This window comes from Allobosea sp. 05T422_2 (genome assembly GCF_056396265.1).
On the sequence record NZ_JBFTLD010000175.1, the window covers coordinates 1 to 13778 of the forward strand.

Annotated in this window: 14 protein-coding genes; 10 read left to right on the top strand and 4 right to left on the bottom strand. The window is 65.6% G+C overall.

The features are described 5' to 3' along the window. Window positions 1-4: 4 nt before the first annotated feature. Window positions 5-463 carry an Lrp/AsnC family transcriptional regulator gene (locus AC1DJT_RS24575; protein ID WP_441489131.1) on the top strand — a complete coding sequence of 153 codons (459 nt, stop codon included), beginning with the start codon at window positions 5-7 and terminating at the stop codon, window positions 461-463. Window positions 464-466: 3 nt separating this feature from the next. On the opposite strand, the gene AC1DJT_RS24580 is transcribed toward AC1DJT_RS24575, so the two are convergent. From AC1DJT_RS24580 to AC1DJT_RS24590, 3 genes are all read right to left on the bottom strand, one after another. Next, the gene (locus AC1DJT_RS24580) at window positions 467-1360 is read right to left on the bottom strand and encodes an alpha/beta hydrolase family protein (protein ID WP_476835055.1); all 894 of its coding nucleotides are present in this window, start codon (window positions 1358-1360) and stop codon (window positions 467-469) included. Between the two features lie 57 nt (window positions 1361-1417). Then, window positions 1418-2419, bottom strand: coding sequence for an alpha/beta hydrolase (locus AC1DJT_RS24585; protein WP_476835056.1), 1002 nt, complete (start codon window positions 2417-2419; stop codon window positions 1418-1420). A 144-nt stretch (window positions 2420-2563) separates the two neighbouring features. After that, window positions 2564-3727, bottom strand: coding sequence for an alpha/beta hydrolase (locus AC1DJT_RS24590; RefSeq protein ID WP_476769288.1), 1164 nt, complete (start codon window positions 3725-3727; stop codon window positions 2564-2566). Between the two features lie 109 nt (window positions 3728-3836). On the opposite strand from AC1DJT_RS24590, the gene meaB reads away from it, so the two are divergent. Then, window positions 3837-4811 carry a methylmalonyl Co-A mutase-associated GTPase MeaB gene (gene meaB / locus AC1DJT_RS24595; protein ID WP_441506625.1) on the top strand — a complete coding sequence of 325 codons (975 nt, stop codon included), beginning with the start codon at window positions 3837-3839 and terminating at the stop codon, window positions 4809-4811. Window positions 4812-4917: 106 nt separating this feature from the next. Continuing rightward, complete coding sequence (locus tag AC1DJT_RS24600; RefSeq protein WP_476835057.1) at window positions 4918-6294, top strand: TIGR03808 family TAT-translocated repetitive protein; 1377 nt, start codon at window positions 4918-4920, stop codon at window positions 6292-6294. 97 nt (window positions 6295-6391) lie between these two features. On the opposite strand, the gene AC1DJT_RS24605 is transcribed toward AC1DJT_RS24600, so the two are convergent. Further along, the gene (locus AC1DJT_RS24605) at window positions 6392-7393 is read right to left on the bottom strand and encodes an asparaginase (protein WP_441506627.1); all 1002 of its coding nucleotides are present in this window, start codon (window positions 7391-7393) and stop codon (window positions 6392-6394) included. A gap of 150 nt (window positions 7394-7543) precedes the next feature. Between AC1DJT_RS24605 and AC1DJT_RS24610 the strand changes: the two genes are divergently transcribed. The 7 genes from AC1DJT_RS24610 to AC1DJT_RS24640 all read left to right on the top strand — a co-directional run. Then, window positions 7544-8368: an alpha/beta hydrolase gene (locus tag AC1DJT_RS24610; protein ID WP_476769287.1), complete on the top strand. Its 825-nt coding sequence runs from the start codon at window positions 7544-7546 to the stop codon at window positions 8366-8368. Window positions 8369-8418: 50 nt separating this feature from the next. Further along, entirely contained in the window at window positions 8419-8655 is a 237-nt protein-coding gene (locus tag AC1DJT_RS24615; RefSeq protein ID WP_038361355.1) for an Lrp/AsnC ligand binding domain-containing protein, read from the top strand. Window positions 8656-8799: 144 nt separating this feature from the next. After that, complete coding sequence (locus AC1DJT_RS24620) at window positions 8800-10392, top strand: ABC transporter substrate-binding protein (protein ID WP_476835058.1); 1593 nt, start codon at window positions 8800-8802, stop codon at window positions 10390-10392. Window positions 10393-10543: 151 nt separating this feature from the next. Further along, window positions 10544-11521, top strand: a complete 978-nt coding sequence (locus AC1DJT_RS24625) for an ABC transporter permease (RefSeq protein ID WP_069877289.1) — start codon at window positions 10544-10546, stop codon at window positions 11519-11521. Further along, window positions 11518-12444: an ABC transporter permease gene (locus AC1DJT_RS24630; protein WP_441489121.1), complete on the top strand. Its 927-nt coding sequence runs from the start codon at window positions 11518-11520 to the stop codon at window positions 12442-12444. The genes AC1DJT_RS24625 and AC1DJT_RS24630 overlap by 4 nt, the downstream gene beginning before the upstream one ends. A 4-nt stretch (window positions 12445-12448) precedes the next feature. After that, on the top strand, window positions 12449-13435 hold the full coding sequence (locus tag AC1DJT_RS24635) for an ABC transporter ATP-binding protein (RefSeq protein WP_441506631.1): 987 nt from the start codon (window positions 12449-12451) through the stop codon (window positions 13433-13435). Further along, window positions 13432-13778: ATP-binding cassette domain-containing protein (locus AC1DJT_RS24640; RefSeq protein WP_476835059.1), on the top strand; the 347-nt coding region annotated here is incomplete at its 3' end. The genes AC1DJT_RS24635 and AC1DJT_RS24640, both read left to right, overlap by 4 nt.

Genomic DNA, 13778 nt, shown 5'->3' on the forward strand with positions numbered 1-13778 from the left:
TCTTATGCTCGATACGACAGACCGCCGTATGCTTGCCGTGCTGCAGGAGGACGGACGCATCACMAATCAGGACCTGTCGCAGAAGATCGGCCTGTCGCCGACGCCCTGCCTGCGCCGGCTGAAGCGACTGGAAGAGACGGGCGTGATCAGGGGCTATGCCGCGGTCGTCGATCCCAAGGCCTATGGCCTACCCTTCAGCGTCTTTGTCTCGATCCGCCTGAGCCAGCAGACCCAGGAGCATATCAGCGAGTTCGAGAAGGCCGTCGAGAGCTGGAATGAGGTTGCGGAGTGCTACCTGATGACCGGGTCTCAGGATTACCTTTTGCGGGTGCTGACGGACGGGATCGAGGGCTATGAGCGCTTCCTGAAGCAGAAAATCACGCGGCTGAAATGCATCCACTCGGTCGAATCCAATTTCGCGATGGCGACCATCAAGAAGCGCAACGGCCTGCCACCGCTCTGAGCCCTATCTGCCGCCAAACAGCGCCTGCGCCGCCGCATTCGCCATCTTCCCCTGCTCATGACCGACGCCCGGCACGACGATTTCGCGCCATGGGCTTGCAACACCGAGGCGCTTGGCTTCTGCGGCTGCAACTCGCGTGAAATTCTCTCCACGCGCGAAGCGGTTGGAGCCTTGCGCCTCTGCGCCCCTGGACTTGTTGAGTTGCGGGTGGCCCGGGTCGGTATCCTGATCGCCCAGCATGATCAGCATCGGTTTGGCGAGGGCGGCCTTCGTGCTCGCCTCGGTCGCCGGCGTGCCGTCGAGCGAATAGGGGTAGCTGAAGCCGCCGGCCGCCTCTTTGCCGACAGGCAATGTGTAGTAGCCGGCATTGGCGGTGACCGCTGTCGAGAACCGCGCCTCCGGCATCAGGATCGCCATGCGGTGGACGAACTGCGCCCCGGCTGAATGGCCAAACAGCACATAGCCCGTGTCCGTGACACGACTGCTCTTCAAGGCCTGGTCATAGAAGMGCTCGATGACCGAGTAGACCCATTTCGCCCGGTCCGGCTCCCCCTGGACTCCGCCCTGCTGATAGAGGCGTGTCGGAAAGCGCTCCTTGTCGAAATGCGGGGCGGCAATGATCAGGCCGTGCCGGTCTGCCGCCTCGACCCAGCTGTCGCGCGCCGACGCGGCGTTGCGCAGCAGTCCGTGCAGCGAGATCACCAGTGGGCAGCGCTTGTCGGCGCAGGCCTGCGGCACATAGGTCTCGATGTTGATGGTCTCGGTACCGGTGGGCGAAACGTCCTCATGCAGGACATGCGAGCGCCCGGCTTCCTGGAACGGGGTCAGGTCATGCGCCTGCCCGGCCAGAGGCATGAGCACAAGCAGGCACGCAGCGCGCAACAACACTCGTGGCATCGACGTCCCCCTGAAGGCAGCGCGATGCTGCCCCCAAGACGAACCGCTCCGCAAGCCTCAGGAGCCTGTACGGTCCATGGCGCGCCGCACCACCTGCGTCACTTCGCTGTCCGTCAGGAACAGATCATGCCTCAGCATGCTCCAGCCGCGGCCGGAAGTGTCGGCGACACGCACGCCCAGAGCCTCGAKCCGCGAGCGCTCGGCCGCGCCGGCCCGCGCCACGCCACYGGCGATACGCGAGGAGATGGCGAGGGCCCTGTCATCGGGGTCGATGATCAGGGTCATGCGCTGGGCAAGCGGACCCAGCCGCGAGACCGTCTGCTCGAACGCGTCGATGTCGATATCGGGCGATGCGAAGACGATCGAGCCGATCTGCGAGGAGACGTCGGCGGAGTCCCGGAGCTCCCGCAGGCCTTCCAGCGTCAGGAATGTGCCCATCGAATGCGCGACGATGTGGATGCGCCCCACGGTCGGGTTGGCGACGAGGGCGCGCAAGGCCTGGACGAAGCCCTCGCGCGACCACAGCGCGCTCTCGCGGTCATAGCCGTAGTCGAAGAGCTTGCCGCCGGAGGGCCAGGTGAAGAGCGCGGTGCGCCCCTGGAACTTCAGCGCATGCGAAAGCTGCCCGGCGCTGCGGGCGGCGGATTCGAATGTCTCGTTATAGCCGTGGACGTAGAGCAGCACGTCACGCCCGGTCGCAGCCTCGCCGAAGGCACGGGCCGCATTGGTCGAGGTCCGGTTGCTGACACCGACGACGCGCCAGTCGCTGCCGACGGTCGCCGCGACAACCCCGCGTCCCGGAGGGGAAAGCCGCGCTTCGGCGAAACTCAGGCCCGTGCCACGATCCGGCCMGAAGAACGGCTCGCGGTCACCGAGAGACTTTCGCGTGGTCGCGACCAGGAGCACCGGCTCCCTGCCGAAAGGGGACGACTCCGCATGGGCCGTTTCCGAGAATGGCGAGATCGCCGCCTCTGTCTGCGCGCAGGCCGACAATGCGAGCGAAAGCAGCGCTGCAAGCGCAACGAAGCGACGGGAAGGGGCGTGCCGCGCAGCGGACATGGGCGATCGAGAATTCCAGTGTTGCAGGAATGCGGGCGGAAATGGCCAGCCCGGCCTTAAGGCCAAGCTAACGCGGCCATAATGGGGCAACCTTGCAGCAATCTTCGCGCAAGGCTCGCGCGTGTCCCTGGTGCAACAGCCGCTCTATTGCTGGATAATCGCAGCCGGGGCCGTGACCACGAGCTCCAGCGTGCCGCCGACGGTGCCGACCACGCCGCCGGCGATATCGCCCAGGCGATCGCCGAATTGAGGGCCGCGCATTGCGATTCCCCTGTCCGCCTGCAGTCGCTTGCCGATCATCTGGACGACCTTGGGCGAGGCGGCGAACTTGCCGTGGTTGAGATTGTCGCTGGTCGAAACATCGGACAGATCGATGATATCGACCCCGGATTTCGCCAGCTCCGCGACCGTATCCTTGTCGCTCGCGGAAATCGCCCCCAGGCGCTTCTTGTCGCCGGCGAAGCGGCGCGAAAATTCGAGCGCCTTGTCGTCGGCCGAGACAAAGACCGTCACCGGCGTCTTGATCTCGCGCATCACGGTCTTGAACACATCGAGATCGACATCGGGCGCAGCCAACATGACGTTGCGGAGCTTTCCGCCGAAATTGCCGTCGCCGCGAATGGATGCCTGCCGCAGGGTTTCCAGCGTCAGCTGCGTTCCCATGGAATGGGCGAGGATGTCGATGCGGCTCGGACCGAGGTCCTTGGCGATCGCGCGCAGGTTCATCTCGAGGAAATCGCGGGAATAGAAGGCGCTTTCCCGGTCGTAAGGGTAGGCCAATAGCTGCCCGCGCGAGGGCCAGGTGAACAGCACCGGCACGCCCTTGAAATCCGAGTCATGGACGATCTGGGCGAAACGATAGGCCGCATCGGCAAAGCTCGTGTTGTAGCCGTGAACGAAGACGAGGACCTCGCGCTCCTTTGCCGGCCTTGCCGCGATCTCGCGCCGGACGCGCGCGACAATCGGGGAGAGGTCGATCCGCTCCACCGAAGTCACCGCGAAATGCTCGGCCGGGTTGGTCTTGCCGTAGCTGCCGGGAAGCTCGAGCTCACCCGACTTGTGCGCCTTCGGCACCGAGATATCGATCTTGGCGAAGGAGAGGTGTTGTCCCCGTTCTCCGGTGAAATATTGCGGTTCCGCCCCCATCTCACGGGTCGAGGCCACGAAAATCCGCACGGTCCCGACGATATCGGCTGGATTGACGCTGGTGAGCGACAGGTCTCTGGGCGGGCCGCCGCATGCCGCGAGGCCAAGTGGAGCCAGCAAGGCCAGCGCAATCAATCGAACCCGGAACGCCGCACGCATCATGACCGATCTCGTCTCATTGACGTTGCGGATGTTCAAGAGGCGCGGATGACACAGTGATGACCGAACTCGCGGCTTGTCGCCCGAGCCCAAGGCTTGCTAGGTGCCTGTCATGGCTGACGTCTCCACCCTCGCCGATGCAATTCTCTCCGGTGAACGGGCGGCCCTGGCGCGTGCCATCACGCTCGTGGAATCCCGCCGGGCCGATCATCGCAGGCAGGCCCATGCCCTGATCCAGCAGGTGCTGCCGCACACCGGAAAATCGATCCGGGTCGGCATCACCGGCGTTCCCGGGGTCGGCAAGTCGACCACCATCGATGCACTCGGCACCTACCTGACAGGGCTCGGTCACAAGGTCGCCGTGCTGGCGGTCGATCCATCCTCGACGCGGAGCGGCGGTTCGATCCTGGGTGACAAGACGCGGATGGCCCGCCTTGCCATCGACCCCAGCGCCTATATCCGCCCCTCCCCGTCTTCCGGCACGCTCGGTGGCGTCGCAGCCAAGACGCGCGAAACGATGCTGCTCTGCGAGGCCGCCGGCTTCGACGTCATCCTGGTCGAGACGGTGGGCGTCGGCCAGTCGGAGACCGCGGTCGCCGATCTCACCGATTTCTTTCTCGTGCTGATGCTGCCCAATGCCGGCGACGAATTGCAGGGCATCAAGAAGGGCATCATCGAGCTCGCCGACATGATCGCCGTCAACAAGGCGGACGGCGCCGGAGCCGTGGCGGCGAAGGCCGCAGCGGCGCAGTACCGCGCGGCCCTGCACATTCTCGCTCCCGTATCGAGCGTCTGGTCCACTCCGGTGGTGACGGTCTCGGGGCTGACGGGCGATGGGCTCGACACGCTCTGGGCGAAGGTCGAGGATCATCGCCAGCGGATGGGTGCGAGGAACCTGATCCAGGAGAAGCGTCGCCAGCAGGACGTCAAATGGATGTGGGCCATGGTCGAAGACCGCCTGCGCGCCAGGCTCCGCCATGATCCCGTCCTCAAGGCACGGACCCCCGCGCTTGAAGCAGCCGTCGGGGCAGGAGAACTCAACCCCACCCTGGCGGCCGACGAGATCGCGCGGGCGCTCGGCCTTTGAGGTGAGTGATCGCGACGGATGGGGCTGGCCGGCCGGCGCGCGGGCCTGAAACGGCACAACCAGGCCGGCACGCGGCTTGTAAGCCTGCGGCGTCATGGAGGCCCTCATGGCGATTTCTCGACGTTCCCTGCTGGCCGCGACCGTTTTTGGGACAGCAGGATCCGTTGTTCCGGCGGCGGCACAGCAGGCACCGCGGAGCGAACCGGCGCGCGCGCTCGGTCAGCTCGGACTGGAGGCTACTCATTTCGGACTGCGCCCCGGCTCCGCCGACGATCAGTCACGGCCGCTTCAGAATGCGCTCGCGGAAGCGGCCAGGCGCGGCGCGCCCTTGCTGCTGCCGCCGGGGCGCTATCGCGTGTCCAACGTCATCCTGCCCGAGGGCTCACGGCTGGTCGGTGTCCCCGGCGCCACGCAGCTCGTCGCGGCGCAAGCAGGCCCGCTGCTCATCGCCCGCCGCATCAAGCGCACGGCGCTGACAGGGCTCAGTCTCGACGGGCTCGACATCCGCGCCAGCGAGCGAGCCGGACTTGTGGCCGCCGAGGAGGTCCTGGAGCTCACCCTGAATGAATGCGAGTTCGCCAATGCGGGCTCGGTCGGCCTCGTCCTGACCCGAACAGCGGGGCGGATCCAGGCCAGCAGGTTTCGCAGCATGCGCGAATCGGCGCTGTTCTCGCTCGATTCGCGCGGGCTCTCGATCGAAGGCAACCAGATCGAGGATTGCGGCAATAACGGTATCCAGATCTGGCGCAGCCAGGCGGGCGACGATCAGTCGCTCATTCGCGGCAATCGGATCAACCGCATCCGTTCGGATTCCGGCGGTGACGGGCCTAATGGCAACGGCATCAGCCTGTTCCGCGCCGGCGGTGTCATCATCGAGAGCAACAGCCTGCGCGACTGCGCGCTGACCTTCATCCGGAACAACTCCGGTTCGACCGTGCAGATCATCGGCAACCAGGGCAAGCGCTGCGGCGAGACCGCGCTCTATTCGGAATTCGCCTTCGAGGGCGCCATCATCAGCGGCAATCTGCTGGAGGATTGCGCCATGGGCATAAACGTCACCAATCTCGACCATGGCGGGCGGCTCGCCGTCGTCGCCAACAACATCATCAGCAACGCCCAGAAGGGTTATGCCCCGAAAGGCAAGGAGCCGGTCGGGGGCATGGGCGTGCATGTCGAGGCGGAGGCCGCCGTGACCGGCAATGTCGTGGAGAATGCCAGCGATGTCGGCATCTCGCTCGGCTGGTCCTGGGCCATGCGCAACCTCGTGGCCACCGGCAACATCGTTCGCAAGACCKGGATCGGCATCTCGGTCTCGCTGGTGCCGAAGGAACGCAACGCCCTGATCGCCAACAATGTCATTGCGGACGCGAAGCTCGGTGCCGTCCTCGGCACCGAATACGGCACGATCGTCACTGGCGACCTGACGCAAGGCGCTGACAAGCGGGCGACCGGCATCCGTGTCGAGAACAACGCGGTGAGCTGAAGCACCGGCCCGAAAGTGGATAGCTGTTCTTCAGGAAAGCCGACGCGATCACAAAAGGGTAGACGATCGGACCGGATACGATATCCGATCCGATGATTTAAGCGCTGGCTGCCGCCCTCACGCGCCCGACCTCGATGCCGTTCCAGTTCTTCAGGACGCTTTCGCGCAGCGGCGCAAAGCTCGCCGCCTCCGTCTCGCTCATCGGCAGGAAGCGCGCGATCAGCGAGGCCATCACCACCTCGGCCGCGCGCCCTGCCCCGTCATCGCATTTCAGCGCAATGCCGAGCCCGAGTTCCGGAATCGCGCCGCAATAGACGCCTTCCGCGCCGGTCTTGATGAAGATGCGCTCGCGCAGGAGTTCCATCGCGCGCGTGTCGAACCGGCCGGTTCCCGCGACCATGAAGGGGTGAGCAGCGACCGCCTTGCGGATGCGCAGTGCGGCCTCGGCGCGCTTCGGCCCAAGCCCGTGGCCGGAGCCGAGACGGGCGAAGCCCAGCGCCAGCGACGTCAGCGGCACGGCATAGGTCGGAATCGAGCAGCCGTCGGTGCCCATGAGATCGGCGGAGTGGGCCGCGCCTGTCACCTCTTCGAGCGCGCCGCGCACCGCCTTCTGGACGGCGTGGCCGGCCTTGACGTAGCCGGTCGGGTCCTCATCCAGGCCGCAGGACAGGCAGACGAAACCGGCATGCTTGCCCGAACAGTTGTTGTTGAGAGCGGTCGGTTCCTGGCCTGCCTTGGAAATGGCGCGCGCCGCAGCCTCGTTCATCGGCCAATGCGCGCCGCATTCGAGGCAACCGGCATCGCGACCGGCCTTCCTCAGCATGCCGAGCGAGGTTTCGGCATGAGCCGGCTCGCCGGAATGCGAGGCGACGGCAAGCGCGATCTCGGCTTCGGTCAAACCGTAGCGGTCGGCAGCGCCGCTCTCGAACAGCGGCAGGGCCTGGATCGCCTTCACCGCCGAGCGCGGGAACACGGGGCGCTCGACATCCCCCAGCGAAAGCACCACAGCGCCGTCCGCATCGACCACGATTGCAGCGCCGCGATGGCGCGATTCGACGACGGCGCCGCGCATCACCTCGGCAAGAACGGGGTTTTCCATAACGATCTCCAAGCTCGCAGAGGCCATGCACATGGTGCCCAGCCTTGTGGCGTTTGCGGCTCGACCTGTCAAAAGCCATAGCGCAGACTGGCGTGGCCTGCGATTCAGGACGTGGTCCGCAGCCGCAGAGCCGGAGAAGCCGAGCCAGCCATGTCGACGGATTACGAGACAGAATACAATAACCGCGCCCGCGTGCCGGAGCATCCCGGAATCATTGCCGGCTGGCAGGCGGACGCTGCGGCCTATCGCGGTATCGCGGTCAGCGAACTCGGCATCTCCTATGGCCCGGGCGAGCGGCAACATTACGACCTGTTCAAGCCCGAGGCGGTCAAGGGCAACGCCATCGTGCTCTTCATCCATGGTGGCTACTGGCAGGCGCTCGACCGCTCCTATTTCTCGCATATGGCGCGCGGCGTGAACCGGCTCGGCGTTCCCATGGCGGTCGCGGGCTACGATCTCTGCCCACAGGTCGAGCTCGGCCACATCGTCTGGGAGCTGCAGCAGGCGGCGGCGGCCCTCTGGCGGCAGTTCAACCGGCCGATCGTCGCATCGGGCCATTCGGCGGGCGGGCATCTCGCCGCCTGCCTGCTCGCCACCGACTGGAAGAATGTCGACCCCGACCTGCCGGACCAGCTGGTGCCGGCAGCCTATGGCATCTCCGGCCTCTACAACCTGAAGCCCCTGACCGAGACGAGCATCAACAAGGCGCTCGGACTCGACATGGAATCGGCCGAGCGGGAGAGCCCATTGTTCTGGCCGGCCCCCTCGGGATTGCTGATGGACGCCGTGGTCGGCGGGGCCGAAAGCGATGAATACCTGAAGCAGAGCCGCCGCATCACCGATGTCTGGGGCCTGGAAGGCGTCAGGACGCAGTATGGCGAGATCGACGGCGCGAACCATTTCACCGTCCTTGCCGATCTTCCCGACCCCGACAGTGCAATGAGCAAGCGCCTCGCCGAACTCGCAGGCGCTTGATCTTCCGGCGCGAGGCTCTATCCAGAGGGACAGGATTTTCGGAGCGCGTGATGCAGACCTTCTTCGTCGAGATCAAATGCAAGCTCGGCAAGACCTATGAGGTCGCCAGCGAACTCGCTGATCGCGAGATCGCCTCGGAGATTTATTCGACCGCCGGCAATTACGACATCCTGGCCAAGTTCCACGTCGCCGCGGATGTCGATATCGGCCATTTCGTAGCGCAGAAGGTGCAGTCGATCCCCGAGATCGCCGACACGCACACGATCATCACCTTCAAGGCGTTCTGAGGCCCTTTACCGTCCTCATCCTGCCACGCGCAGGCATGCTCCGGCCCTACGAATCCGTGGAGAAGGACATTCTCCACGCGGTGGCTGCTGGCCATGCCGGCTCCGATCCGCCAAAATATCCACTGAACTCGGGAGGTTCTTTCAATGAGAAACGTCGCCACACTCGCCAGCCGCGCCGCCATGGCCGCGGCGCTGTCTCTGGTCGCGGGTGCCGCTGTCGCGCAGGAATTGCGCATCGGCATCTCGGCCGAGCCGAGCGCGATGGACCCGCACTATCACAACCTGACCCCCAACAACATGCTGGCCCGGCACATCTACGAGCCGCTGGTCGGCCAGGACGCCTCGCAGCGGCTGGTTCCCAGCCTCGCCGAAAGCTGGAAGGCGATCGACGACACGACCTGGGAGTTCAGGCTCCGCCAGAACGTCAAGTTCCATGACGGCTCGCCCTTCACCGCCGACGACGTGCTCGCGACCTTCCAGCGCGCGCCGAACGTGCCCAAGAGCCCCTCGAGCTTCTCGGCCTATGTCCGCGGCAAGGAGATCAGCAAGGTCGACGACTACACGATCCGCATCAAGACCGCCGCGCCGGCGCCGCTGGTGCCGACCGATCTTTCGACCTTCGGCGTCATCTCCGCCAAGTGCAAGGACACCACCACCGAGGAATTCAACGCCGGCAAATGCGCGGCGGGCGGCACCGGCCCCTACAAGCAGGCCGAGTTCGTCTCGGGCGACCGCGTCGTCATGACCGCCAATGACAGCTGGTGGGGCGGCAGCAAGGATCTCTGGAAGAAGGTGACGTTCCGTGTCGTCACTTCGGCGCCCACCCGGGTCGCGGCCCTGCTCGCCGGCGATGTCGACATGATCGAAGCCGTTCCGACCTCGGATGTCGCCAAGCTCAAGGGCGACAAGAACCTGAATGTCGTCAGCCAGGTCTCGAACCGCGTGGTCTATTTCCACATGGACCATTTCCGCGACGTCTCCCCCTTCATCAAGGGCAAGGACGGCTCCGAGATCAAGAATCCGCTGAGGGATGTCCGCGTCCGCAAGGCGCTTTCGATGGCGATCAATCGGCCGGGCATCGTCGAGCGCATCATGGAGAAGGAGGCGATCCCCGCTGGCCAGCTCCTGCCCGATTCATTCTTCGGCACCTCCAAGAACCTGAAGCCGGTCGCCTTCGATCTCGCCGGCGCCAAGAAGCTGCTGGCCGAGGCCGGGTACCCGAACGGCTTCAAGATGAAGATGCACGGGCCGAACGGGCGCTACACCAACGACACCAAGATCATCGAGGCTGTCGCCCAGATGTTCGCGCGGCTCGGCATCGAGACCGAGGTCGAGACGCTGCCCCCGGCCAACTTCTTCACCCGCGCCTCGCAGGGCGCAGCGGGCAATGTGCCGGAATYCTCCTTCATCCTCGTCGGCTGGGCCGCCGGAACGGGCGAGTCCTCGGACTCGCTCAAGGCGCTGCTTGCGACCTTCAACCCGCAGAAGGGCATGGGAGCGACCAATCGCGGCCGCTACTCCAACCCGGCCTTCGACGCGAAGGTCGAGGAAGGCCTGCGCACGGTCGACGACAAGAAGCGCGATGCCATCTTCGGCGAGGCGATGGAGATCGGCATGAACGATGTCGGGCTGATCCCGACACATTTCCAGCTCAACACCTGGGCTGCCCGCAAGGGCTTCAAGGTCGAGCCGCGCTCCGACGAGTACACGCTCGCGACCTCCGTCACCAAGCAGTGACCGCGTCGGCGGATTGACGTCGTTCCCGGGCTCAGGCCCGGGAACCTCTCGCCGATGACCGCTGGTCACGGAAGGGTCGGAGCAAACCCGGCCACGCTGTTTTGAGCGCTGCGTTCGCGCACACCATCCCGCTCGCGAAGGAACCAACCCGATGGCTGCCTTCATCCTTCGTCGCCTGGCGCAGGCCCTCTTCGTCATCGGCGCGATGCTGGTCATCGTCTTCTTCGGTGTGAACGTCGTCGGCGACCCGATCTACATGCTCGTCTCGCCGGAGATGAACCAGGAGCAGATCGCCGAAACGGCCCGCTCGCTCGGCCTCGACCGACCGATCTGGGAACAGTTCCTGATCTTCCTGAAGAATGCCATGCAAGGCGATCTCGGCCGCTCCTTCGTGCATGGCGAGTCCGCGATCAAGCTCATCCTGTCGCGCATGCCGGCGACGCTGGAACTCGCCCTTGTCGCGCTTTTCATGGCGATCGTGATCGGGCTGCCGCTTGGCCTCTATGCGGGGCTGAAACCGGAGAGCAAGGCCTCGCGCGCGATCATGGCGATCTCGATCCTCGGCTTCTCGCTGCCGACATTCTGGGTCGGGCTGATGCTGATCCTCGCCTTTGCCGTCGGATTGGGCTGGTTCCCCGCCACGGGCCGGGGCGAAACCGTCTCCGTCTTCGGCATCGAGACTTCGCTGCTGACGCTCGACGGCTGGCAGCATGTGGCCCTGCCGGCGCTGAACCTCGCACTGCTCAAGATCTCGCTTGTCATCCGCCTGGCACGGGCCGGGGCACGCGAGGCGGCCCTGATGGACTATGTCAAATTCGCCCGTGCCAAGGGCCTTTCACAGAGCCGGATCATCGGCGTCCACATCCTGAAGAACATCATGATCCCGATCGTCACCGTGCTCGGGCTCGAATTCGGCTCGCTCGTCGCCTTTTCCGTGGTGACGGAGACGATCTTCGCCTGGCCCGGCATGGGCCGCCTCCTGCTGGAGGCGATCACCCGGCTCGATCGACCGGTCATCGTCGCCTATGTCATGGTTGTCGTCGTGCTGTTCGTGACGATCAACCTGCTGGTCGATCTGGTTTATTCCGCGCTCGATCCGCGCGTCCGCCTGACGGAGGCCAGCACGTGAGCGAGACCAGTCTGCCCACGGTCACGACGACCCCGACCGCGCCGGCCAGGGAAGAGACGCCGCTGCGGCGCTTCGTCCGCAGCTTCATCGAGGATCGCGTTGCGCTGATCGGCCTCCTGGTCTTCGCGACGATCGTGCTGCTGGCGCTCGCCGCGCCGCTGATTGCCCCGCAAAACCCCTATGACCTCGCGGCGGTCGATGTGATGGACTCCCGCCAGCCGCCAGGCGCCGTGGCCGGCGAGGGCTTTACGATGTGGCTGGGCTCCGACGGTGTCGGCCGCGATCTGCTCTCCGGCATTCTCTACGGCCTGCGCATTTCGCTGATGGTGGGGGCCTTCTCCGGGCTGATCGCCGCGACCGTCGGCATGACCGTCGGACTGATCGCCGCCTATGCCGGCGGCAAGGTCGAGACCGTGATCATGCGGCTCGTCGACCTGCAACTATCGCTGCCCTCGGTCCTCGTCGCGCTGATCCTGGTCGCTGCGCTCGGCAAGGGCGTCGACAAGATCATCATTGCCCTCGTCATCGTGCAATGGGCCTATTACGCCCGCACCGTCCGCGGCTCCGCGCTGGTCGAGCGCCGCAAGGAATATGTCGAAGCGGCGCAGTCGCTCGGCCTCTCCCATGCGCGCACCGTCTTCCGCCATATCCTGCCGAACTGCCTCGCCCCGGTCATCGTGATCGCGACCGTGCAGACCGCGCATGCGATCTCGCTGGAGGCGACGCTGTCGTTCCTCGGAGTCGGCCTGCCGCAAACGGAGCCGTCGCTCGGCGTGCTGATCGCCAACGGCTTCCAGTACATGATCTCGGGCAGCTACTGGATCTCGGTCTTCCCCGGCCTCGCCTTGCTCATGACCATCGTCTCGATCAACCTGGTCGGCGACAGGTTGCGCGACGTGTTGAACCCGCGCCTGGAGAAGTGAAGCCATGAGCGATCACGTGCTCCAGGTCAGCGATCTCAAGACCCATTTCTTCACCCGCGCCGGCACGGTGAAGTCGGTCGACGGCGTCTCGTTCCATGTCCGTCGCGGGGAAGTGCTCGGCCTGGTCGGCGAATCCGGCTCGGGCAAATCGGTCACCGGCTTCTCGATCATGGGGCTGATCGATCCCCCCGGCCGCATTGTCGAGGGCTCGATCAAGCTCAACGGCAAGGAGCTCGTCGGCCTCGGGGAAGACGAATTCCGGACGGTCCGCGGTCGCGAGGTCGCGATGATCTTCCAGGATCCGATGATGACGCTGAACCCGGTCCTGCGCATCGACACGCAAATGATCGAAGCCGTCACCGCCCATGACAAGGTCTCGCACAAGGCAGCGCGGGCCCGCGCCCGGGATGCCCTCGCCAAAGTCGGCATCCCCTCGCCCGAAGAGCGGTTGAATGCCTATCCGCACCAGTTCTCGGGCGGCATGCGCCAGCGTGTCGCGATCGCGATCGCGCTGCTGCATCGTCCACCGCTGATCATTTGCGACGAGCCGACCACCGCGCTCGACGTCACCATCCAGAGCCAGATCCTTGCCGAGATGCAATCCCTCTGTGCCGAAACCGGGACTGCCCTGGTCTGGATCACCCATGACCTCGGCGTCGTCGCCGGGCTCGCCGACCGGATCGCGGTGATGTATGCCGGCCGCATCGTCGAGGCGGGCGCGGTCGATCCCGTGCTCGACACGCCCTTGCACCCCTATACCGCCGGCCTGCTCGGCTCGCTGCCGAGCGAGGGGGAACCTGGTGAGATGCTGCGCCAGATCAGGGGCTCGACGCCTTCGCTCGCTCGCCTGCCGCAGGGCTGCGCCTTTGCCCCACGCTGCGACTACGCTCAGGGCGACTGCCTCACGATCGCGCCAGCCACGACGGCTTTCCCCGGCGAGCGCGGCGTGCGCTGTCATCATCCCCTGAGCGGAACCGGGGTTGCGGCATGAACGATACACCGATCCTCACCCTCGAAAGCGTCTCGAAGCGCTTCGCCAAACCGCTCGACGCGGCCGCGAAATTCGCGAACTGGTTCGGCGCCGGCAATACCGAAGAGGTCGTGCACGCGGTCGACAGCGTCGATCTCTCGATCCGGGCCGGCGAGGTCGTCGGGCTGGTCGGCGAATCCGGCTGCGGCAAATCAACGCTCGGACGGGTCGTCGCGGGGATTCACAAGGCGAGCGCCGGCCGCGTGAGCTGGCGCGGGCGCTATACCGACGAGATGGGCACCGAGGAGCGCCACGCTGCGACGCTGGCCATCCAGATGATCTTCCAGGACCCGATGTCCTCGCT

Coding starts and splice junctions, on each gene's coding strand:
- AC1DJT_RS24590 (WP_476769288.1), bottom strand. CDS start 3,727: ATGATGCGTGCGGCGTTCCGGGTTCGATTGATTGCGCTGGCCTTGCTG.
- meaB (WP_441506625.1), top strand. CDS start 3,837: ATGGCTGACGTCTCCACCCTCGCCGATGCAATTCTCTCCGGTGAACGG.
- AC1DJT_RS24605 (WP_441506627.1), bottom strand. CDS start 7,393: ATGGAAAACCCCGTTCTTGCCGAGGTGATGCGCGGCGCCGTCGTCGAA.
- AC1DJT_RS24610 (WP_476769287.1), top strand. CDS start 7,544: ATGTCGACGGATTACGAGACAGAATACAATAACCGCGCCCGCGTGCCG.
- AC1DJT_RS24615 (WP_038361355.1), top strand. CDS start 8,419: ATGCAGACCTTCTTCGTCGAGATCAAATGCAAGCTCGGCAAGACCTAT.
- AC1DJT_RS24625 (WP_069877289.1), top strand. CDS start 10,544: ATGGCTGCCTTCATCCTTCGTCGCCTGGCGCAGGCCCTCTTCGTCATC.
- AC1DJT_RS24635 (WP_441506631.1), top strand. CDS start 12,449: ATGAGCGATCACGTGCTCCAGGTCAGCGATCTCAAGACCCATTTCTTC.